Consider the following 22,860-nt stretch of genomic DNA (forward strand, 5'->3'; position numbering starts at 1 on the left):
TGACGACGAGGTGACAAATGCGTGACTTCCTTCAGCGGCTACCCAAGGCCGAGCTCCATCTGCATATCGAGGGCTCCCTGGAACCGGAGCTGATGTTTGCCCTGGCGGAACGAAACGGCATCGCCCTGCCATACGCTTCGGTGGAGGCGGTGCGCGCGGCCTACGAGTTCGACGACCTGCCCGCCTTTCTCGACCTCTATTACCAGGGCATGAGCGTGCTGAGGACCGCTGAAGACTTCCATGACCTGGCCATGGACTATTTTCGTCGTGCCCATGACGAAGGGGTGGTGCACGTGGAGATGCACTTCGATCCCCAGGCCCACCTGGTTCGTGGCATCGAGCTCGATGTCGTGATGGAGGGGCTGAGCCTGGCCCAGCGTCATGCCGAACGGGAGCTGGGCATGTCCACGGCACTGATCATGGCCTTCCTGCGCGACAGGTCGGCCGAAGAGGCCATGAAAGTGCTGGAAAGCGCGGCGCCCTACTGGGAAATGATCGATGCCGTGGGGCTCGACAGCGCCGAGCGGGGGCATCCCCCTTCCAAGTTCGTCGAGGTATTCCAGCGTGCCCGTATGCTCGGCATTCCCCGGGTCGCCCATGCCGGCGAGGAGGGGCCGCCGGAGTACATCCGTGAAGCGCTGGACCTGCTGGACGTCTGCCGCATCGATCATGGCGTGCGCTGCCTGGAAGACCCCGAGCTGGTCGCACGGCTGCGCGACGAGGCTGTGGTGCTCACCGTCTGTCCGCTCTCCAACGTCAAGCTCAAGGTCGTCGAGCGCATGGAGGATCACCCGCTACCCCAGTTGATGGAGGCGGGCCTGAGGCTGACCATCAATTCCGACGACCCGGCCTATTTCGGCGGCGGTGTGCTCGACAACTACCGGGCCTGCCATGAGGCATTCGACTGGTCCCGGGAGACCTTCGTGCAACTGGCCGGTACCGCCATCGAAGCGGCCTTCATGAGCGATACCCGTCGCCTCGAGCTGCACCGGAAGCTGGCCGAGAGCGCATAAAAAAGCTCCCGGATTTCGCCGGGAGCCAGTAGGTCAGATGCGTCGTGGCGTTACGGCAGGGCCGGCACCTCGAAATCGGGCATCTCGCCGGTCAGGGTGTGAAGGAAGGCGGTGATGTCGGCAATGGTGGTGTCGTCGAACTCACGGCCGAGCATTTCGCTGCCCATGATGGCAACGGCCTCCTCGAGGGTCTCGGTGGCACCGTTGTTCATGTACGGATAGGTGACGCCGACGTTGCGCAGGGTCGGGGTACGGAAGCGATACATGTCATTGTCGTCGCCGGTGACCTCATAGCGACCCACGTCGGTAGAGCCGGGTACCTGAATGCGATGGAAGTTGCTGTCGGTCAGCGCGGGGCCGCTGTGGCAGGCCACGCAGCCGCTCTCCACGAAGGCGACCATGCCGTCCTTTTCCTGCTGGTTCAGGGCTTCCATGTCACCGTGCAGGTACCTGTCGAAGGGTGAGTTCGGCGTATTCAGCGTGCGCTGGAAGCTCGCCAGGGCCATGGCCAGGTTGTCGGCGTTGATCGGATCTTCGTCGTCCGGATAGGCTTCGGCGAACTTCTTCTGATACAGCTCGAATTCTTCCAGGCGCTCCAGCGCCATGTCGAGGTCCATGGCCATTTCGATATCGGCCTCGATGGGGCCGAGTGCCTGTCCTTCCAGATCCGGTTCGCGGCCATCCCAGAACTGGGCGCCCAGGAAGCCGGAGTTGAGCACCGTCGGCGTATTTCGCTCACCGATCTGGCCATCATGGCCGGTGGCGCGAGGAATCCGGTCGCTCCAGCCAAGTGCCGGGTTGTGGCAGGTGGCGCAGCTGATCACACCGCTGGAGGAGATGCGCGGCTCGAAGAACAGCATGTTGCCCAACTCCACCTTCTCGGGGGTCAGGGAGTTGTGTGCGGGTATCGGTGGAAAGTGGGGCAAGGGCTCGAAGCGGTCGCGATAGTCGCCGAGACCGTCATCGGCCAGGGCCGTGCCGCCGAAGGCAAGGGCGCCGCCCAGCGCCACAGCAGCGACGAGTCGGGCCGGTTGTACAATTTTTTGAAATTCCATTGTGATCTCCCTGGTAGGCAATCGATACAGGCCAGTCTCCTATATCCTGAAGCCAGCTTATTCTTGAGACTTGATGCATATCAACCAACTGAAATGGTCGGAAAAGGGGGGGCTTTGAGGTAAGTCAAGTTTTCGTCGACTTGAGGTGATATTGGTCGATAAGGTGTTGTACAAGGTTGCATCGTCAGGATTTTACGTACTGTGAATTGCGTCAGGAGAGGGCATGGCTCGCTATCGCTATCCGAGAATCCCCGAATCCGAGGTGACCCCGCGTGAGCTGTTCGAGTCGCGCCGACGTCTGCTGCGGGGCGGGCTGGCGCTGGGTGCTGCCGCGGTTGCCCCCGGCCTGCTCTGGTCGCGCGAGGCTCAAGCGTGGCAGGGCCTGTTGGAGGAGCGTCTGGCGGTTGAGCTACCCAGCCGTGAACTGGCCGATGGCGAGTCGTTGACGTCACCGCGCGACATCACCACCTACAACAACTTCTATGAGTTCGGCACCGGCAAGCGGGATCCGGAGGTCTATGGGCATCGCCTGGTTACCGATCCCTGGTCGCTGGCCATCGAAGGGGAGGTGGAGAAGGCGGGGAGCTTTGCCCTGGAGGACGTGCTGGCGGGGCAGGCGCTGGAAGAGCGTATCTATCGCCATCGCTGTGTGGAGGCGTGGTCCAAGGTCATTCCATGGGTCGGGTTTCCCCTGGCCGACCTGCTCAAGCGTCACGGCCCGACGTCACGGGCAAAGTATGTCGTCTTCGAGTCGATACACGACCCCGACAACCTTCGCGGGCAGCGCCGCTCGATCATCGACTGGCCCTATCGGGAGGCACTGCGCATCGACGAGGCGATGCATCCGCTGACACTGCTTGCCGTGGGGCTCTACGGCGAGGTGATGCCGAACCAGAGCGGGGCGCCGATCCGGCTGGTGGTGCCCTGGAAATACGGCTTCAAGAGCATCAAGTCCATCGTGCGCATCGCGCTGGTCGAGGAGCGACCGACGACGTCATGGCATGCCCGGAATCCCGAGGAGTACGGCTTCTACGCCAACGTCAATCCCGGAGTCGATCATCCCCGCTGGTCCCAGGCCCGTGAGCGGAGAATTGGCGAGAGCGGTCGGCGAGAAACGCTGATGTTCAATGGCTATGCCGATGAAGTGGCCCATCTCTATGCCGGAATGGATCTGGATCGCCACTATTGAGCCTGAGCGGCTGAGCATCACTGCTGAACGACATCAGCTGAGCGTGTCGGGGTAGGGGGCCAAGGCATGAGATCGCGACTGGGTTTGATAAGCGCCTTTCGGTGGCTGGTGCTTGCGGGCTGCAGCGCCCCGGCGCTATGGCTGGCATGGCAGTGGTTCTTCGGCGACCTGGGTGCCGTACCCGGCGAGGCGGTGGTGCACTTTACCGGCATGACGGGGCTGACGCTGCTGCTGGTTACCATCGCCGTCAGCCCCGCCTACCGTGTTACCGGCTGGGTCGGCTTCATGGCGGCACGGCGGCAGATCGGCCTATGGGCCTTCTTCTGGCTGGTCGCCCACATGCTGGCCTGGATGGGGCTGGACCAGTACTGGGACTGGCCCTGGATTCGGCGGGAGATGATCGAACTGCCCTATATTCGCTACGGTGTTGCCGCGCTGTTGCTGCTGGTGCCGCTGGCCATCACGTCCTTTCGCCGCGTGCAGCAGGCCATGGGGTACCGTGCCTGGCATTGGCTACATCGACTCATCTACGTGTCCGCGGCGCTGGGTGTGACCCACTTGTGGGTCCTGACCCGGGCCGACTACCTGGTACCGTCGATCTTGGCTGCCGTGCTGGCCGGCCTGACGGTTTTCCGGCTAGTCGATGCCATGCGCCATCGCCAGTGACGAGAATGCCGCCATCCCTGGCGGCAACCGTGGTTCAGTGCGTGGTGACCAGCATGACCACGCTGAGGGCGGCGGAGACCCACATGGCCGGCTTGATGTCCGTGATGCGGCCGGTAAAGAGCTTGATGACCACGAAGCTGAGGAAGCCGAAGGCGATACCCAGGGTGATCGAGTAGGTCAGCGGCATCAGGATGATGGCCAGGAAGGCGGGGAAGGCCTGGTCGAACTTCGCCCATTCGATCTTGCTGATCGGAGCCAGCATGAAGAGCCCCACCAGCACCAGTGCCGGCGCCGTGGCGATGCCGGGCACCAGCGAGAGCAGCGGCGACAGGAACAGGAAAGGCAGGAACAGCAGGGCGATGGTCACCGCCACCAGGCCGGTCCGGCCGCCCTGGGCAACGCCGGCACCGGATTCGATGAAGGTCTGGGCCGCACTGGTACCCAATGGCGCCGCGATCATCGAAGCGAAGGCATCGACGGTCATGGATCGCTTCAGGTTGCGCGGGTTGCCATCCTTGTCCTTGAGATTGGCCGACTCGGAGAGCGCCATGAAGCAGGAGAGAGCATCGAAGAAGTTGGTGAACAGCATCACGAAGATGAACGGCAGGTAGGCCACCTTCAGCGCCCCCCAGATGTCCACCTGCATCACGGCGCTGAAGTCGGGCCAGGCCGCCAGGCCGCTCCACTGCACCACCACGTCGCCGCCCCACAGCCGGCCCATGGGCGATGCCAGCAGGGTGGTCAGGGCGATGCCCAGGATCAGCGCCCCGTTGAAGCGCAGGATGACCAGGATCGCCGTCGCCATCATGCCGATGAAGAAGGTGATCATGCTGGCATCCATGCTGCCCAGCGTGACCAGGGTGGCGTCGCTGCCGACGATGAAGCCCGCGTTCTTGAAGCCGATGAAGGTGATGAACAGGCCGATGCCGCAGGTGATCGCGTAGCGCAGCGAGGGGGGAATGGCCTCGATGATCGCCTTGCGGACGTTGAACATGGCCAGTGTGGCGAACAGCACCCCGGACCAGAACACGCAGCCCAGTGCCACTTCCCAGGAGAGCCCCGCGCCCTGCACCAGGGTATAGGTGAACAGGGCGTTCATGCCCATGCCCGGTGCAACCAGGATCGGGTTACGGGCATAGAGGCCCATGGCCAGGCTGCTCATGAAACTGATCAGCACCGTGGCCGAGAGGGCGGCGGAGAAGGGGATGCCGGCATCGCTGAGAATCGCCGGGTTGACCACGATGATGTACATGGCGGCCAGGAAGGTGGCGATGCCGGCGAGGAACTCGGTGCGCAGCGACGAGCCACGCCGGGTCACGCCAAAGTAGTGGTCCAGCCAGTTGGCAGGTTCCGAGGCCTGCGCGGGCGACTGGCCTTGGGCCTTGCCGGCAAGGGAAGAAGAAGTCGGTTCCATAGCTTGTGTCCATTGTTGTTGGAGAGACGTCAGCGGATGATCTCGTGCGACATGCTTGACCATTTGGTCAGGCCGTTCGGCTACAGCCTAGACGGTATTTGACCGATTGGACAAGTGGGTTGCGACCAAGGTCGTAGGTGGGGAGGGAAGCGGAGATGGGACAAGACGGGAGAGGGAAAGACTCAGGTTCAGTTCACCTCGGTCATTGCACAGGGCGCGGCAGGCTGATCCCGCGCGAAGGCGTTGCCCTCAACGTTTCGCTTGGTTACGGTAGGTAAAAAGCTGCAGAAGATGGCTTACGTGACCAAGACGTACTCAGGGATGCCGCATTAGGGATGATGGAAATCATCATCCATTCTGCCAGCAGGGCGGTAGCGTGCTGTTTATCCGCTGATAGATGCTCAACCGAGCGGGCTTCGACCTCCGGCAAAACCTTTGCCCAGCACATGTGTATAGATCTGCGTGGTTTCCAGGCTCTTGTGGCCCAGTAACTCCTCTCAACCCCGAGCCATACATCAAGCTCGCCATCAAATGCATGGAGCCGGAGAGTTGATTCAACACACACGTCACTTGTTCATGACTCAGTACCACCGGCAGCCGCCGTGATTGCCTGGCGTGCGCGAAATCACCAATATCTCCGAGAGGCTGAGCGAGCACATGGTGATAGAGGAACACGATGGCATTCAGGGCCTGGTTCTGCGTGGCCGCTGCCACATGGCGCTGCACCGCATGGTGTTCCAGGAAAGCCCTGACCTCAGGGCCACCCATGCTGGCGGGGTGACGTACGCCATTGAAATGAATGAAGTAGCGTATCCAGTAGCAGTAGGTTTTCACGGTGCGAGGGCTGTAGCGTTTAACCTTCATGGTGGCCTTCACGCGATACATGAGCTTTGGAGGTCGCCTGCGCGCGTCCATAAGCTGCTCCTTGCATTCTTTTTTCTGGTTATTTATACAGTATATCGGTTCCAGCTAAACGCGCAAGCACGCGAATTCTGCATAGGTTGCCTAGCTATTCTTAGCCTAACGAGATATCAATGGGTTAGGTGCGAAGCAGCAGGCTAGATAAGATTGTTGAACGCGCCGGCGCGTTCAAGATGATGAACGAGTGTGCTATCCAATACCTGTTAACACAAGGACTGTCCTAGGCCATCAACCATTGAGGATCTGTTGGGTTACACTGTGATCTCGTAAACCCTACCCGCAGGAGTAGTCATGTCATTAGAAGAACACGAATTTTTGGAAGAAGAAGACCAGCGGGAGAACGAAGCTGACATCGCTGACCTTGATCAATCGCTCTTTTCGTCAGCTGTTGTCAGTGGAAATGACTGGACGACAGAGACCCTGATAAACCAAATAAATAAAGGCAACATTCTCCTAAATCCAGAGTTCCAACGTCGTGACGCGTGGGATAAGAAGAGGAAAAGTTTATTCGTTGAATCTCTGATTCTAGGCCTCCCAGTCCCGCAGCTCGTGCTCGCCGAATCAAAAGAAAGAAAAGGGGCATATATTGTTCTAGATGGGAAGCAGAGAATGCTTAGTATCCGGCAGTTCGCTGCGGATCAAGATGATCCGCATTATGAGCAATTAAAACTAACGGGATTAGAGATAAGAGATGATCTAAAGGGAAAAACTCTTCAAGATCTTCAAGAAGATTTAACCCTGTTCGATGACTTGTCTTCTTTTGAAAATCAGCCAATCAGAACTGTGGTTATAAAAAATTGGCCTAATGAGGACTTTCTTTATCATGTCTTTCTTAGGCTTAATACCGGGAGTGTATCCTTATCCCCCCAAGAACTCCGTCAAGCTCTTCATCCCGGACCTTTTGTCACTTTTCTCGACCAAGCTTCATCCAAAAGTGAGGCTATGAGAGAAATTCTCAAGCTAAAAAAACCAGATTTTCGGATGCGCGATGCGGAACTGCTTCTCCGCTATTACGGATTGAGAAACTACCTGACGGATTATACTGGTAATCTCAAAGCTTTTTTGGATAGCACTTGCGGGAAGCTAAATAAATTATGGGAAAAAGAAGAAAATAATTTGCTTGTTCAGCTCGATGAATTTGAAACTGCGCATCAGTTTTTGAGGGGGGTATTCGGTAATTCTCTGTATCGGAAGTGGAATGGAGAAAAATACGAGACGCGATTTAATCGCGCCGTGTTTGATGTTCTTGTCCTCGCATTTGTTGATGCCAATGTCCGACAAGCTGCCGTGGGAAAAGAGGCAGTCATAGAAGAAGCATTTCGCGATCTATGCGCCAAGGATCAGGATTTTCTGAGCTCGATTGAGACTACAACAAAAAGCATTTGGGCAACTCAAACAAGGATATCCCGTTGGAACAAGACTCTTAATGACTTAGTTGGAACAAAGTTGCAGGTGCCGAAACTAGTAGACGGCCGCATAGTCTAGGAGGCGATTAATGCCGACGTCTATTCGTTTTAAAGAGATGCGAGCTCGTCTTACCGAACTTCGCCATCACATGTTGCCCGCGAAGTTTTCGCCTACAGGTGACTATAGCGATCGACAATTAGATCGTACACGCGGCTACCGCGTGCTTGTTCATGCAGAAATCGAGTCCTATCTGGAAGACGTCGCAAGAGAAGCTGTAACGCAGGCAATACAAAAGTGGAAGAATAACAAAAAACCTTCGACGATCCTTTTGGCTTTTCTGGCGGCATACCATTCTGGCTGGAATTCTAATGACGACAGAGAAAATGAGGAAATCGTAAGGCTCGCGAAAGCGCGCTCACGCGTGAAAGACTCAATAAACGAGGCGATAGATATTGCTCAAAAACAATACATCACGAACGTGCGAGATAATCACGGCGTGAAAGAGAAGAACTTCAAGCGCTTAATTATTCCGCTGGGTATTGAGATTGACGAATTGGACGGAACGTGGCTAACAAACCTTGATAATTTCGGTGCCAGTCGCGGGGAAACAGCTCATAAAACAAAGAGAGCCACAGGGCAGGTAAATCCGGAAGATGAATATAAAACGGTTCAGAGTTTGGTGGAAGGCCTGAAAGAGCTCGATGAAAAGATTCTACAAGCAAAATAATAATAGTTTGACTGTGCGGTGGTTTTAGGTGTTAACAAGGGGCTGCAGCGGACCGCTTTTCCGGCGCTGTGCGCCTCCAAACCGGCCGCTGAGCCCAGGCGTTAATTCCAAAGGAGGTGGCAATGTCCCAAAGTCCTGATATTCATTTCCGCCTGCTTGATAATGCTCGTGATAGCCTCAGTCATGCCGTTGAACTCTTGGCCTGGAAGGACATCGGTACCGATCACACACGATTGAAGCACGCCATTACGAACTCAGCACACGCTGTGGAACTACTGCTTAAGGAAAGGCTTAGGTTAATACATCCGGCCTTTATCTGGGAGAAAATTGATAAATATCCGAGCCTTGAGGCTCAGACGGTTAATGTTAGTACTGCTATTGTCCGACTTGAGAGAGTTGGCGGGGTCGAGCTGTCCCAGAGTGATAAAAACAACCTCAAATCTCTCAGAAATACCCGGAATGCCATCGAGCACTACGAGTGGAGCACTTCTGAGAAGGAGGCAAAACTTATTGTGGGAAATGCCTTGAGTTTCGCTTTCTCGTTTGCGGATCAGGAATTAGGAATAGACTTGGCTGCAGAATTCAAGCGGGATGACACCTGGCGAGCGCTTCTCCAAGAACTTACTGATTTTGTACGAGCTTATGGCAAACGGATCGCCGAAAGACTACAAGAGAATGGCGAGCATCCAGAATACTGTGAAGAATGTGATGAATATACCGTGCCCTATGATGGTGGAAGTTGTGAGCTATGTGGGCATTGGCCGTAGAACCAGAATTAACAATTCGCGTCACTCGGATGCCCTTGTCTCCGCTTCGCTGCGTCAAGGTCACCGGTGCGCTCCGCGTTAGAGGTCTTGATGAGTTTCGACTTTGATTCGATGGACCGGGTGGAAAAAGACTTTTCTGGGCATTTCGTGACCCTGTCTATGACGCAAAGAAAGATCAGGGAGCTTCTCGTTGCGCACTCAGATGGAAAAGTCCTGAAGGGTGACGAGCTTGTTGGTTGGCTTGGAGAGATTTATACAAAAATAGCTGTTGGTGGATACCTTGTAGACGATAGCTTTGAACACGACGTTGAAACAACAACCGGAATGGCTATATCAGTTAAAACTCGCCGAGGCACCAACAACGGATGGACAAGAACCAGCGCTATCCCGAAGATTAAGGGTGAAGGTATCCCCAGTCATTTGATGTTTGTCCACCTGAACGAAGACTATGTTGTCTCGGAAATGTGGCTATACCCTTGGCAGGATTTGATCGATCAAGGTCGCTTCCGAAAGCACTTAGTGCGCGGGAATTTCCGTTCTTACTATATGTCGGTAAACCCGAGTAACGACCAGAGGTACAAAGTATATGCCAGCAACCTCTAACAATCGCAGGCACGGCGACGGCTTTTCGTTGCGGCTTCGCCTTCACTACAAAGCCGCGCGTGCTGCGGGCGTTCGGCGAGGAGACAAATTCGGTTATCGAATATAAATTTTAATCGAGGCATAGGTGAAGAATGAAAACCTCACAGAAACTCATGATCGCCACGGGGGCAGGGATTGGGGTTGCGGTTGTAATTGCTGTCTTTCTGTGGTCTCGACAACCTGAGCACACCTCACTCCAGGATGGCCTTGGCCGTGCTTTTAATCGACCAGCACAGTATATCGAGGTTAATTTGCCCCCGGCTGACGGCAGATACCCCGGTGCAGTAATTGTGATGCCGCAGCCGGGCCAAGCATTTCCACTACGGCGAGCTTACCGCCCGAGTCAAGTCCCGGACTTCGCGACAAGTCTAACGGCCAGATTAGTCGGTCAAGCGGAGGCGGCATTAGCGAGCCAATTCATTGGGTCCGCTTCCTCGGCTGGAGATCTCGCTGTTGATATCGCGCTCAATGACTTGCGGTTGTTCGAAGTTGATCTAAATGAGCAGTTCAGAAATAGCTTAATAGAAGATGAAGATGTATACAGAGCTGAGAAGCGTGGAAGTAACCCACGGGTGATCGTACGTACTTACGAGGCAGTTATGTCAGTGAGTGTGCGTCGCACAGGATCGCTTTCTGCTGAAGCGTGGGAAAAGGCTCAAGATGGATTGATCAAGGCGGGTGGAAGGATCAAGGACGCAAGCACTATTGCTTTCGAGGGTGATCGTGCCACTGCCATCGCCTATGAAACCGTCACGGTTAACTATATTGCCACGAGTCTCTCCGGTGGGCGACCCAGTGACGTTGAAATCCGTGAAGCGGTTGCCGTGAATGTAGCGCCTCGCAACTTGGACATTTCGGCATTCGGCCTTACGGGCGGCATGGCCGGCGTTCGATACGCTCTTTTGGGAAATAGCAGCTACAGCAGCGAGGAGTTCGGGAATCTGAGAGTTGTCGAGCCAAGCATTCAGGTTGCCGAGAGCGTGTTTCGTGGAGCTGGTGCCAGACCATTACTTTCTGAGCCGCTTCCACACATTTTGAGCGAGTCTTCGATGGAAGAAGCTGTTTCTCGGATTGTTGGCGCGCCTACTGCGCACGATGCTCAGCTTATTGTCTTTTATTATGCCGGACACGCGGTCTCTGGACGCGGAGGACAGTTGTATCTCGTCATGCAGGACTATAAGGGCAATCCGGCCGAGGACCTTGGGGAGGATCTATTCCTTGGATTACCCCGGGCTCAGCTGGATGCGCCCTCTTCGCCACTCGCAGGCAGCAACATTCACGACTTATTGGATATGGTTGTGGCTATCCAAACAGAGGCTCCCGCAGAGGTTCGCGGATTGTACCCCGTTAGTAAGCTTGTTAAAGACCTGGAGGCCGCAGGCCGGCCATTCGTGATTCTCATTGATGCCTGCTATGAGCACGAGCAAATGGATCATCTCCGCAGGAATTTCAATCTAACGGGAACGGGTGACTACTACGGCCCAGATATTTCTGGTGGTGCTCGAGAATTCAAAAGATTTGCTGATGCTATTCGTCAGTTCGGAGTTGCGCCATATCTTAACTCGACCAATGTTGTCATCTTTTCAGCGACACCGGGAACCATTGCGGTTGAGGTTGACGATCCCCGTCCCACATGGGAGCCTCACCGAAAAGTGGCACCCCTTGCGCGACGCATGTATAGGAGGTTCGAGTCCGCCGTAGTGGAATCGCAGCCGCTAAGCTGGGGCCACTTTATGCAATCGATCGTAGATGTAAAGCCGATTGGTGAAATGAGGGTCCATGGAACCGTCAGTTGGTCCGATTATACGGCCATCAACGAAATTCCGATGCTTCGGGATAGTGCCAGCGCCGAACAAGAGTATGCAGTGGACGACGCTGTGCGCCGCCACTGATGCCAACGTTAGCTCTACAGGTTTGCAGGTGTTCGCCGTCACGTATACTACCGTGCATATGAAGCATTCAATTCAGCATCAGGAGGCTTCATGACGTCACTCAGGCTTCCGCTCGCTCTCACAATCGCAGCCGCTGCTCTCGTGCTCAGCGGCTGTCCGTCGCCGGGAAATGGCGAATTGCCAACGGCAATCGAAGCATCCGATACCGCTCAATCAGAAGCGGCTCTTGCCCCGCTTGATGTGGGCGACGAGCGCATACGTGCGGCGGATGGATCCGTGCTGGTCGGCATTGCCGATGTGCCGGACACCATTCGCGTGGATCAACAGACTGAGTTTGGTGCTGCGGATCGCTTCCAGGAAGCCTCGATTTCGCCGGACGGTGACTGGCTAACCGTGGTCACCACGGGGGCGGCACACAGTGCCGGCTGGCTTGTCCGAGTGGAAGCACGGCAGTCAAGACCGGCTGCGTTCCAGTATGGCGGCAACATCGCCATCGGGCCGTGGAGCGATGATGCACGACGTGTGGTCTTCGTTCAGGAGGGGCCTGCAGGGGATCGGACGTTGACGGTGGTCGATGCAGAGCGGCTGGGAGAAACGGTGGAGGCGAGCTCCATGCCGGTGCGCAGCCCCGAGCATGAGGAGCGAGCACCCGAGGAGCGCATCTACGAGGCGCTGGCGTGGAGGAACGGAGAGCTGCTATTCCGAGTGGGCGGCGAGCGTTGGGTCTTCGATCCGGATAGCGGGGAGGTACGGCCCTCGAAGCAGTAGGTTTCACAACCGGGTTTCACATAATGGCGAGTGGTCTTCCAACCACTCGCCATTTTCGTTTCAGGCTTAACCTAAGCCTAGTCGCGCCGATGCTGGCAGCGTCCGCTGGCCCAGGTCTCCAGTATGTTGCGGTCGTCGCCGAGCATCATCAGGGCGAACAGCCGCTCGCCGAGGGTGCGGCAGCGGGCATGGCGCCTGGCCAGCAGCGTCTCTGAACCACAACCGTCGCGTCAGGCGGTATCGGCACGGCGGCGCTGACGCAGCCACTGGGAGAGGTAGACCAGGCCATAGAGGCTCACCCCGAGCAGGTCGGTGAACCAGTTGGGCTGGATCAGCATGAAGGCCACCGCCAGCAGCACCAGGCGCTCGAGCAGCAGGGTCTTCAGGCGCACGAAGCCCTGCACCCCGGCGGCGAAGGCCATCATGCCCACCAGGGCGCTGACGAAGATATGCAGGATCTCGAGCCAGCCGCTCACGCCGATCTGCAGCAGCGACACATTGAAGATGAACATGAAGGGCAGGATGGCGGTGCGCATGTCGTAGATAAAGCCCTGCACCCCGGTGCGGATCGGGTCACTGCGGGCGATGCCGGCGGCGGCGTAGGCGGCCAGCCCCACCGGTGGGGTGTCATCGGCGAGGATACCGAAGAAGAACACGAAGAGGTGCGCGGCCAGCAGCGGGATGCCGAAGCCGAACTCGTTGCCCAGGTTGTAGATCACCGGCGCCGTCAGGGTCGCCATCACCACGTAGTTGGCGGTGGTGGGCAACCCCAGGCCGAGGATCAGGCTGGCCACGGCGGTGATCAGCAGCACGATGGCGAACTGGGTGGTGGTATCGAAGGTCGCCACATTGCCACCGAAGAACTCCACCACCGGCAGGGTGATCAGGCCGATCCCCGAGGCCATGGCGCCACTGAGGATCTGGATGATCTCGGTGAGCCTGAGCCCCACCCCGGTCTGGCTCACCGAACCGACGATGATCCCGGCGGTGGCCACCGCCACGGCGATGCCCACCATGTTGCGTGCCCCGGCCAGCAGGCCATGGAAGAGGGTCACGACGCCGTGCCACAGTGCCGGCAACAGCGGCCGCCCCTGCAGCCAGGCCTTGATCGGCTCCTGCACCAGCATCAGCACGGCGAGCGCCAGGATCGCCACCATCACCGCATAGCCGGGGGTGCGCCGCAGGATGATCAGGTAGTAGACCAGCACCGCCACCGGAATCAGGAAGTGGATGCCGCCGATAAAGGTCGCCAGCCGCGGCGGCAGCTCATGGCGCGGGATACCGTGCAGGCCCAGCTTCAGGGCCTCCAGATGCATGATGTAGAAGAGCGCGAAGTAGGCGACGAAGGCCGGAATGGCCGCGGCGCGAACCACCTCGATATAGGGCACCCCGACGAACTCGGCGATGATAAAGGCCGCCGCTCCCATCACCGGAGGCATCAACTGACCATTGGTGGAGACCGCCACCTCGCAGGCCCCAGCCTTGTGGGCCGGGTAGCCGGTGCGCTTCATCAGCGGAATGGTAAAGGTGCCGGTGGTGACCACATTGGCCAGGGACGAGCCGGAGACCATACCGGTCATCCCCGAGGCCACCACCGCCGCCTTGGCCGGGCCGCCACGCAGATGGCCGAGGAAGGAGTTGGCCACGTCGATGAAGTACTTGCCCGCCCCGGCCTTGTCGAGCATCGAGCCGAACAGCACGAAGAGGAAGACGAAGGCGGTGGAGACCCCCACCGGCACCCCGAAGATGCCCTCGGTGGTGACGTACTGCTGGCTGATGGCCCGCTGCAGGCTGGCACCGCGGTGCGCCAGCAGGTCCGGCATCCACTCCGCCAGCCAGGGCACGGCCCCCCGCGGCCCGGTGAGCTGGTAGAGGAAGAAGAGCCCGGCGATCACCGCCAATGCCGGTCCCAGGCTGCGCCGGGTCGCCTCCAGCAGCAACAGCATGAACAGCAGGCCGATCCAGATCTCGCGCGTGAGCGCCAACCCCTGGCGGGCCTGCAGGCCCTGGTAGTCGAATACCAGATAGAGGGCCCCGGCGCCGGCCAGCAGGGCGAACAGCAGGTCGAACCAGGGCAGCCGCTCGATCTGCTCACCGCGTAGCGAGACAAGTACCGCCACACAAAGGACGAGGCCCATGCCCAGCGCCAGCCAGTTCGGCGGAGCCAGCGGCGTCACCTCGCCGATCAGGCGCACCGCGGCATAGCCCACCCCCAGGCTGATGCCCCCCAGCACCGCCAGTTGGAAGACGCCCGGACGCCGGCGACCGCGAATGGCGGGAAAGACCAGGAAGGCCAGGGTAATGCCGCAGAACACATGCACCGCCCGCTGGATCACCACGTCCACGGCGAGCACGCTGGCCACCCCGAGCTGGAACAGCGACCAGCCCAGTGAGAGGGCGACGATCACCCACAGCAGCAACCCGTGGGGCAACCGCGCCCCGGTCTCGAACTCCTCGACCAGGCGCCGCGCCTCGCGGGCGGCTTCGGCATCGACCCGGGACGCCGAGCCGGGCTCCCGGGGCGACTCGGGGGGTGGGGAAGCTACGGCCATGGCGGTGCCTCGCAGAGGGGCCGTCAGCGGGAGTCGGCCGGGGCCGCGGGCCCCGGCCTAGTCCCACGCTTACAGCAGACCGGCCTCCTGATAGGCACGCTCGGCGCCGGGATGCAGCGGGGCGCCGAGGCCGCTCAGGAAGTCCTCCGCGGTGAGGAGGTTGAGGGCCGGATGGATCCGGGTGAAGTCCTCCAGGTTGTCGAGTACCGCCTTGGTCACGTTGTAGGCGACCTCCTCGTCCAGGTCGGTGGTGGTGACGAACAGCGCCTTGACCCCGAACAGGGTGATGTCCTCCTCCTGGCCGCGATAGGTGCCCGCGGGCACCTCGGTGAAGGCATAGTAGGGGTGCTCCGCCACCAGGGCCTCGAGCACCGCATCATCCATGGGTACGAAGACCACGTCCTGGGTGGTGCTGATGTCCTGCAGGGCGGCGCCGCCGATGCCGATGGTGTAGAAGAAGCAGTCGACGCGACGGTCACGCAGGAAGTCGACGCCCTCGGGGGCGGTCAGGCTGAACGGCTCGAAGTCGTCCAGGCCGATCTCGAGTGCCTGCAGTGCCTGCTCCACGGTGAAGCGAATGCCGGAACCGGGGTTGCCGATATTGACCCGCTTGCCGGCGATATCGCGCACCTCGGTGATCCCGGACTCCCGGGAGCAGACCAGGTGCAGCGGCTCGGCATGCAGGCCCATCACGGTGCGCAGTTGATCCACCGCCTCGCCCTCAAACCCCGCCTCGCCGTGGTAGGCCTGATAGACCACGTCGGACTGGGCGATGGCCAGGTCGAGCTCGCCGGCGGCCAGGGCCCGGGCGTTGAAGGCCGAACCGCCGGTGGCCTCCACCGTGGCCCGCAGACCCACATCGGCCTGGTTGATGATCTGCGCCGTGGCGCCGCCTACCGGGTAGTAGATACCCACCACGCTGGCGGTGCCGATGGTGAGGAACTGGCGTTGGCCGAGCGCCTGATGCGACACGAGGGCCAACGCTATGCATAACAGCAGTACGAGTGACTTTTTCATGACAGCCTCCCCTTCGGGCGCTCTCGCTCGGCGTCGTGGCCCGGCGGGCACCCTGAGCCGGCCGTGCCGGCCCGGTTGGTGGTAAGCCATCCTTAGTGTACGGAGCACCGGTAGGGCTCCGCGATGAAAGACGGACAGTTCCCTGCCGCCCGACGAGCTGCCCCTGCCCGTACCGGAGGCACGGCCCAGAATCCACGACGGAGAGGTCAGCCCACCGCCGCACCCGGGGAGCTCACCTTTAATTCTATACACTCCGTGATATTCTGAAATTCCCATGATCCCGCCTTATTCATGAGGCAGGCCTGAAAACGAAGATAGCGGATGCTATTCTCTTGAGAAATCAGGGCATTCCGCCAAGAACCTGATTCCAGAGAACCATCCGCTATGGGTGAAGGCGTATCTCCCTGGATTCCCTCCTGCAACGGCTCTGTCCGTGTCGAACTCAGGAGGCCTGATCGCGCCTATGCTGGCAGCGTCCGCCCGCCCAGGTCTCCAATATGCTGCGATCATCGCCCAGCATCATCAGTGCGAAGAGACGCTCGCCGAGAGTGCGGCAGCGGGCATGGCGCCTGGCCAGCAGCGGTGTGGCATCGGGGTCGAGCACCACGAAGTCGGCCTCCATGCCGGTTGCCAGGCGACCGATGTTCTCATCCAGCGATAGCGCCCGGGCGTTGCCCAGGGTCAGTCCATAGAGGCCTTGCCAGGCGGTCAGGGGCTGGCCGCGCAGCTGGCCGACCTGATAGGCGGCCTTGAGGGTCGCCAGGCCGGAGAGGTCGGTGCCGCCGCCGACATCGCTGGCATAGGTGACGTTGAGCCCGACGTCGGATGCCGCCTGGCGGTCGAACAGGCCGCTACCCAGGAACAGGTTGGAGCTGGGGCAGAAGGCCAGGTTGGCGCCGCGATCGGCGAGACGCTGGCGCATACCCTGGTCGAGGTGAATGCCGTGGGCGAAGGTGCTGCGCGGACCGACCAGGCCTGACTGCTCGTAGACCTCGAGGTAGTCGCGGCTCTCCGGGAACAGCTCGGCGACCCAGTCCAGTTCCCCGGTATTCTCGGAAAGGTGGGTTTGCAGCCACAGGCTGGGGTCGTTGCGCAGCATTCCGCCGGTAGCGTCCAGTTGCTCTCGTGTCGAGGTGGGGGCGAAGCGTGGCGTCAGGCTGTAGCCGAGCCGGCGCGTGCCGTGCCAGTCGCTGATCAGCCGCTCGGCGTCGCGCACACCGCCCAATGTGTCGTCGCAGAGCGCCTCGGGGGCGTGACGATTCATGTGCACCTTGCCGGCCAGCATGCGCAGGTCGCGCTTGCTGCTGGCGGTGAAGAAGGCGTCCACCGAATCGGGGTGGCTGGAGCAGAACACCTGGGCAGTGGTGGTGCCGACCCGAAGCATCTCGTCGAGAAAGGCATTGGAGAGCGCCAGGGCATGATCGTACTGGGCAAAACGGCATTCTTCGGGGAAGGTGTAGTCGTTGAGCCAGTCGAGCAGCTGGCGCCCGTAGGAGGCCATGATCTCGAGCTGGACATAATGTACGTGGCTGTCGATGAAGCCGGGCATCAGCAGCTTGCCGCGATGGTCGATCACCTCGATGCCCGGTGGCAGGTCCTCTTCGAGACGTGCAAATTCATCGATGGCGTGAATGCGGCCATCCTCGATCCACAGGGCACCGTCCTCGATATGGCGCACGCTGCCCTCGGCAGGTGTGTCACCCTCGCCGGGGTTGGCATCGAAGCTCAGCAGTTCGGCGCGTATCACGCGCGAGTCGTTTGTCGTCATGATAGGGGCTCGTTCGTTTCTGCTATCGGGCTGATCCGGCGGCAGACCTGCGAGGAGGCGCTGTGAATCCTTCCCTGGACGCTACATTCTTCATCCATGAAGAATGACCTCCTCTTCGGCCTGCCCCCGGCGCCCTTCGTCATCGTTGGGCGGTTGTCATTGGGTATTGAGCATGGCTATTAAGCATTCTGGCCAAACAGGGCTCGCAGTTCTGCCGGATCGAGGCCGCGTTGGTCGGCGCGTTCGGCGTTGCCCACCAGGGGGAGCAGCTCGGCCAGGGCAGCCAGCGCAATGGCATAGGGCGTCTTGTCGCCGCCGGTGCCACCGGAAGCCGTGCCGATGGGGCAGCGAACGCTGCCCAAGGCCGCCGCGTCGTGCCCCGCGTCGGTGAGCCGAGAGCGGAAGCTCGCCCACTTGCTCTTGGAGCCGATCAGGCCGATGGACGCCATGTCGCCGCGCTGTAGCAGGGCGTCGACCAGCTCGCGATCCTCGGCGTGATCATGGGTCAGCACCAGCGCGTGGCTGCCAGCCGGCAGGGCGGCCACGGCGGCCCGTGGGTCGGCCGCGTGGCGACAGGCCAGGCGCTGCTGCGCCTCGGCCCAGCCGGGGAAGACGCCGTCGCGGCTGTCGTGCCACAGCACACGCCAGGGCAGCGGGGCGGCCAGGCGCACCAGCTCGGTGCCGACATGGCCGGCGCCGAAGAGGGCGAGCGTCGCCGCGCTGCCGGGGAAGATCTCCAGCAGCACGTTGACGAAGCCGCCGCAGCATTGTCCGCTGCGGCCGCCCAGGGCGAAGGCCTCGAGGCTCATGCCGAGCTCTCCCGATGCCAGCCGCTCGCGGGCTGAGTCGATCACCTGAAATTCGAAGGTGCCTCCGCCCAGGGTGTCGTGGACGGCGTCCGCCGTGATCACCATGCGAGCGCCGGGCTCACGAGGCGTGGAGCCGGCGCTGGTCACTACGGTGGCCAGCGCATGGGGGAGACCGTCCCGTTGCAAGCGGTGCAGAGCCTCATGCCAGGCCTGCGGACGCGACGCGCTCATCACACGCCATCCTTTTTCAGGGGCCAGGCATCATATTTAGCCCGCAGAGTCTCGGCGGCCATCAGTACCCGTTCCGGCGTGGCCGGCGTGTCGAGGCGCGGCGCCTCGGCGTAGTCGGCCAGGCTTGCCAAGGCGTCACGCAGCGCCGACCACACCGCCATGCCGAGCATGAAGGGTGGCTCGCCCACCGCCTTGGAGCGATAGATACTGGCCATGGAGTTGGGGTGCCCCTCCATCAGCCTGACGTTGAACACCGGCGGCAGGTCGCCGTAGGTGGGGATCTTGTAGGTGGCAGGGCCATCGGAGATCAGCCGGCCGGCTTCGTTCCACTTCAGCTCCTCGCTGGTCAGCCAGCCCATGCCCTGAATGAAGCCGCCTTCCACCTGGCCGAGGTCGATGGCCGGGTTCAGCGAATCGCCCACGTCGTGGAGGATATCGACCCGGTCGACCTGGTACTCGCCGGTGAGGGTATCCACGCTGACCTCCGCCACGGCGGCGCCGAAGGCGTAGTAGTAGAAGGGGCGGCCCTGGCCGACGTTACGGTCGTAGTGGATCAGCGGCGTGGCGTAGAAACCCTTCTCAGAAAGCGAGATGCGGTTGAGGTAGGCCGCCTGGACCAGCTCGCCCCAGGGAATGCGTTGCTCGCTCTCGCCGTGACCGGCGACGAGATGGCCGGCCTCCAGGCGCATGTCCTCGCGATCGAGCCCCTGGTCTTTGTAGAGATGCTCATGGGCGAAGTCGAACAGGCGCTGCTTGAGCTTCACGCAGGCATCGCGGGCGGCCTGGCCGTTGAGGTCGGCGCCGCTGGAGGCCGCCGTGGGCGAGGTGTTGGGTACCTTGTCGGTACGCGTGGCGCTGATACGAACCTCGTTGGTATCGAGGCCCAGCTCCCGGGCGGCCACCTGACAGATCTTGGTGTGCAGCCCCTGGCCCATCTCGGTGCCGCCGTGGTTGATCATCACGCTGCCGTCGGTATAGACGTGCAGCAGGGCGCCGGCCTGGTTCAGGTGCTTGGCGGTGAAGGAGATGCCGAACTTCACCGGCGTCAGCGCCAGGCCTTTCTTGACGATGGGGCTGTCGGCGTTGAACTCGGTGATGGCCCGGCGCCGCGTCCAGTAGTCGCTGCTGGTCTCGAGCTGTTCGACCAGCGCCTTGAGCAGGGCGATCTGGTCCACATGCTGGCCGTAGTGGGTGGTCTGGCGGTCGGGGCGGTAGAAGTTGCGCTTGCGCACCGTCAGCGGGTCCTCGCCGATGCGCCGGGCGATATCGTCCATGGCCGCTTCGATCACCATCATGCCCTGGGGGCCGCCGAAGCCGCGGAAGGCGGTGTTCGAGGCGGTATGAGTGCGGGCGCGGTGGCCGGTCACCCGGGCATCGCCCAGCGAATAGGCGTTGTCGCTGTGGAACATGGCGCGGTCGACGATGGCGTCGGACAGGTCGGGCGAGTAGCCGCAGTCGCCGATCACGGTGATCTCGCCACCCAGGATCACGCCCTGGTCGTCGATGCCCAGCCGGTAGCGGTTATGGAACGGATGACGCTTGCCGGTCACGCGCATGTCGTCGGCCCGGGGCAGGCGCACACGGGTGGTGCGGCCCGTGCGCCGGGCGATCAGTGCGGCGATGCAGGCCCAGGGCGAGGCCTGGGTCTCCTTGCCGCCGAAGCCGCCGCCCATGCGGCGCACTTCCACGGTGACGGCGTGGAACGGAATGCCCAGCACCTCGGCCACCAGTTTCTGGGTCTCGCTGGGGTGCTGGTTGGAGGTGAAGACCACCACGCCCTCGTCCTCGGTGGGCTGCACCAGGCAAGCCTGGCCTTCCAGGTAGAAATGCTCCTGGCCGCCGACGAACTGTTCGTCCTCCACGACCAGGGCGGCATCCTTCAGCGCCTGCTCCCAGTCACCGCTCTGTTGAACGTGGGTGGGGCGCACGAACTCTTCCCGCTCGGCGGCGGCCACCGGGTCGAGGCAGGCCGGCTGCTCGTCGATCTCCACGATGGCCGCCTGGACGGCTTCCCGTGCGGCGCGATGACTCTCGGCGGCCACGGCGAAGAGGACCTGGCCGACGTAGCTGATCTCCTCCTCGACGAAGATGGGGTCGCCGGGGAAGACCGGGCCGATATCGGTGTGGCCAGGTACATCACCCACGGCGATGACATCCACGACGCCGGGCATGGCGCGGACCTTGTCCAGGTCGAGGCGGGTCAGGCGGCCATGGGCGACGGGTGAGAGCCCCAGTGCCACGTGCAGGGTGTCGGCCGGGGCGCTCAGGTCGTCGATATAGGCTGCCCGGCCGGTGACATGCTTGACCGCACTCTCGTGGGCCTGGGCGTGGGGGTGAGCGTTGGTATAAGGAACCGTGTCGCGGGCCAGGGGACCGTCGCCCTTGATGCGCCCATCGAGCTCGTGGCGCGCCGCCGCGGAGTCGGCGCTCACGTCGGCGGTGGCTTCTTGGTTCAGCTTAGTGAGCGTACGCATGGAGCATCACCTCCCGAGGGCTGTCTGTGGCGTCCTGCGCAATGACCAGGCGCAGGCGTTCGAGCAGGTTGGCGGCAGAGACCTGGCGATAGTGGGCGCTGCCGCGCACATCCGACATGGGCTGGAAGTCCTGGCGCAGTGCCAGCCGTGCCTCCTGGAAGGCAGCCGATGAGGGCGCCTTGCCCTCGAGCGCCGCTTCGGCCCGGGCCGCACGCTTGGGAATGGCGGCCATGCCGCCAAAGGCCAGGCGCACGTCGCGCATCACGCCGTTCTCCATGCGCCAGGCGAAGGCGCTGAGCACGGCGGAAATATCGTCCTCACGCCGTTTGGACAGTTTCCAGACCTTGAGCGTTTCCCCCGCGACAGGGTGGGGCAGGAACAGGGCGCGGATCGCTTCCCCCTGCTGCAGGGCGGTACGCTTGTAGTCGAGGAAGAAGTCGTCCAGTGGCAACTCGCGCTCACCTTCGGGGCCAACCAGGCGCAGGCGCGAGCCCAGCGCCAGCAGTACCGGCGGGGTGTCGCCGATGGGCGAGGCGTTGGCCACGTTGCCGCCCAGGGTGCCCCGGTTGCGAATCTGGGAAGAGCCCAGTCGATGCAGCAGGTGGGCGAAAGCGTCAAAATGCTCTTCGAGCAGCGGCTCGATACGGGTATAGGTCACCGCAGCGCCGATCCACCAGCCCTTGCGGCCATCTTCGAGGGTGGTTTCCTCGATGACGTTCAATTCGTCGACGCGAGTGACATCGATCAGCCGCTCGAAGCGCACCAGGCGCTGGGTGCTCTCCAGCCACAGGTCGGTGGCCCCGGCAACGAGCCGCGCCTCGGGGTGGCGCGCCAGGCACTCGGTCAATTCGGCGAGCGTGGTGGGCTGGGCAAAGAGGCTTTCATCAGCGGTGTGCTGGGCTTTCGGCTCAGGAGCGGCGGCGTCAATCCACAGCGGGCGATGCTCCGGGTGCTCGTGCATGGTCAGCGCGGCGTCGCGGATCGGGCGGTAGCCGGTACAGCGACAGAGATTGCCTCCCAGGGCGGCCTCGAGGCGCTGCGGCGTCAGCGGTGCCAGGGCCCTGTCGGCCTGCCGGCGCTGCTCCTCGTGAAGGGTGAACAGCGACATGACGATGCCCGGGGTGCAGAAGCCGCACTGGCTGCCATGGCACTCGACCATGGCGGCCTGGGCGGGATGGAGGTTGTCGCCATCGGCGAGGCCATCCACGGTGACCAGATGGCGTCCATTCAACTGATGGGCCGGAGTGATGCAGGCATTGGCACTATGGTAGCGCAGCTCGCCGTCGGGGCCTTTTTCGCCAATGGCGACGGTGCAGGCACCGCAGTCACCGGAGGCGCAACCCTCCTTGGTACCCGTGGCGCCAAGGGTTTCTCGCAGCAGTTCAAGCACGCTGGTTTCGGGTGTCGCCTCGCAGTGGCGTGGCTGCCCGTTGAGCAGGAAGTCGATCATCGCCGTGTCTCTTGTTGAGTCGCTTGTTGACCTTGATGAGTGAATGGTATGCCGCAGTTATTTGACCAAATGGTCAGGATGTTTTCAGCATGGGCCAG

The 22,860-nt window shown here is 61.2% G+C and carries 18 protein-coding genes; 9 read left to right on the forward strand and 9 right to left on the reverse strand.

Features of this window, described 5'->3' with window-relative positions; all coding sequences use genetic code 11:
- Positions 1–17 precede the first annotated feature (17 nt).
- Entirely contained in the window at positions 18–1,013 is a 996-nt protein-coding gene (locus LY622_RS10635; protein ID WP_234290881.1) for an adenosine deaminase, read from the forward strand.
- Positions 1,014–1,063: 50 nt separating this feature from the next.
- Here the strand turns inward: LY622_RS10635 and LY622_RS10640 are convergent, their stop codons facing one another.
- A complete protein-coding gene (locus LY622_RS10640) occupies positions 1,064–2,068 on the reverse strand; it encodes a cytochrome-c peroxidase (RefSeq protein WP_234290882.1) in 1,005 nt (334 codons plus the stop codon).
- A gap of 223 nt (positions 2,069–2,291) precedes the next feature.
- On the opposite strand from LY622_RS10640, the gene msrP reads away from it, so the two are divergent.
- On the forward strand, positions 2,292–3,257 hold the full coding sequence (msrP, locus tag LY622_RS10645; protein ID WP_234290883.1) for a protein-methionine-sulfoxide reductase catalytic subunit MsrP: 966 nt from the start codon (positions 2,292–2,294) through the stop codon (positions 3,255–3,257).
- 66 nt (positions 3,258–3,323) lie between these two features.
- Complete coding sequence (gene msrQ / locus LY622_RS10650) at positions 3,324–3,923, forward strand: protein-methionine-sulfoxide reductase heme-binding subunit MsrQ (protein ID WP_234290884.1); 600 nt, start codon at positions 3,324–3,326, stop codon at positions 3,921–3,923.
- A gap of 34 nt (positions 3,924–3,957) precedes the next feature.
- On the opposite strand, the gene LY622_RS10655 is transcribed toward msrQ, so the two are convergent.
- Complete coding sequence (locus tag LY622_RS10655; RefSeq protein ID WP_234290885.1) at positions 3,958–5,337, reverse strand: NCS2 family permease; 1,380 nt, start codon at positions 5,335–5,337, stop codon at positions 3,958–3,960.
- A 348-nt stretch (positions 5,338–5,685) separates the two neighbouring features.
- On the reverse strand, positions 5,686–6,222 hold the full coding sequence (locus LY622_RS10660; protein ID WP_234290886.1) for a phage integrase N-terminal SAM-like domain-containing protein: 537 nt from the start codon (positions 6,220–6,222) through the stop codon (positions 5,686–5,688).
- 327 nt (positions 6,223–6,549) lie between these two features.
- Here LY622_RS10660 and LY622_RS10665 point away from each other — a divergent pair, with 327 nt between their 5' ends.
- The 6 genes from LY622_RS10665 to LY622_RS10690 all read left to right on the forward strand — a co-directional run bounded on the left by LY622_RS10665 (position 6,550) and on the right by LY622_RS10690 (position 12,461).
- Complete coding sequence (locus LY622_RS10665) at positions 6,550–7,743, forward strand: DUF262 domain-containing protein (protein WP_234290887.1); 1,194 nt, start codon at positions 6,550–6,552, stop codon at positions 7,741–7,743.
- Between the two features lie 10 nt (positions 7,744–7,753).
- Positions 7,754–8,392 carry a HEPN domain-containing protein gene (locus LY622_RS10670; RefSeq protein ID WP_234290888.1) on the forward strand — a complete coding sequence of 213 codons (639 nt, stop codon included), beginning with the start codon at positions 7,754–7,756 and terminating at the stop codon, positions 8,390–8,392.
- A gap of 122 nt (positions 8,393–8,514) precedes the next feature.
- A complete protein-coding gene (locus LY622_RS10675; RefSeq protein WP_234290889.1) occupies positions 8,515–9,159 on the forward strand; it encodes a hypothetical protein in 645 nt (214 codons plus the stop codon).
- Between the two features lie 90 nt (positions 9,160–9,249).
- Positions 9,250–9,762: a hypothetical protein gene (locus tag LY622_RS10680; RefSeq protein WP_234290890.1), complete on the forward strand. Its 513-nt coding sequence runs from the start codon at positions 9,250–9,252 to the stop codon at positions 9,760–9,762.
- Between the two features lie 131 nt (positions 9,763–9,893).
- The gene (locus LY622_RS10685) at positions 9,894–11,693 is read left to right on the forward strand and encodes a hypothetical protein (RefSeq protein ID WP_234290891.1); all 1,800 of its coding nucleotides are present in this window, start codon (positions 9,894–9,896) and stop codon (positions 11,691–11,693) included.
- A gap of 177 nt (positions 11,694–11,870) precedes the next feature.
- On the forward strand, positions 11,871–12,461 hold the full coding sequence (locus LY622_RS10690; protein WP_234290892.1) for a hypothetical protein: 591 nt from the start codon (positions 11,871–11,873) through the stop codon (positions 12,459–12,461).
- 230 nt (positions 12,462–12,691) lie between these two features.
- On the opposite strand, the gene LY622_RS10695 is transcribed toward LY622_RS10690, so the two are convergent.
- The 6 genes from LY622_RS10695 to xdhA all read right to left on the reverse strand — a co-directional run bounded on the left by LY622_RS10695 (position 12,692) and on the right by xdhA (position 22,762).
- Positions 12,692–15,013, reverse strand: coding sequence for a TRAP transporter permease (locus LY622_RS10695; RefSeq protein WP_234290893.1), 2,322 nt, complete (start codon positions 15,011–15,013; stop codon positions 12,692–12,694).
- 69 nt (positions 15,014–15,082) lie between these two features.
- Entirely contained in the window at positions 15,083–16,030 is a 948-nt protein-coding gene (locus tag LY622_RS10700) for a TAXI family TRAP transporter solute-binding subunit (protein WP_234290894.1), read from the reverse strand.
- A 442-nt stretch (positions 16,031–16,472) separates the two neighbouring features.
- Positions 16,473–17,798, reverse strand: coding sequence for a guanine deaminase (gene guaD, locus LY622_RS10705; protein WP_234290895.1), 1,326 nt, complete (start codon positions 17,796–17,798; stop codon positions 16,473–16,475).
- A gap of 179 nt (positions 17,799–17,977) precedes the next feature.
- On the reverse strand, positions 17,978–18,838 hold the full coding sequence (gene xdhC, locus LY622_RS10710) for a xanthine dehydrogenase accessory protein XdhC (RefSeq protein WP_234290896.1): 861 nt from the start codon (positions 18,836–18,838) through the stop codon (positions 17,978–17,980).
- Complete coding sequence (xdhB, locus tag LY622_RS10715; protein ID WP_234290897.1) at positions 18,838–21,312, reverse strand: xanthine dehydrogenase molybdopterin binding subunit; 2,475 nt, start codon at positions 21,310–21,312, stop codon at positions 18,838–18,840. The genes xdhC and xdhB overlap by 1 nt, the downstream gene beginning before the upstream one ends.
- On the reverse strand, positions 21,296–22,762 hold the full coding sequence (gene xdhA / locus LY622_RS10720) for a xanthine dehydrogenase small subunit (RefSeq protein ID WP_234290898.1): 1,467 nt from the start codon (positions 22,760–22,762) through the stop codon (positions 21,296–21,298). The genes xdhB and xdhA overlap by 17 nt, the downstream gene beginning before the upstream one ends.
- Positions 22,763–22,860: the final 98 nt, after the last annotated feature.

Source organism: Halomonas alkalisoli (assembly GCF_021412585.1).
Lineage (GTDB): Bacteria > Pseudomonadota > Gammaproteobacteria > Pseudomonadales > Halomonadaceae > Halomonas > Halomonas alkalisoli.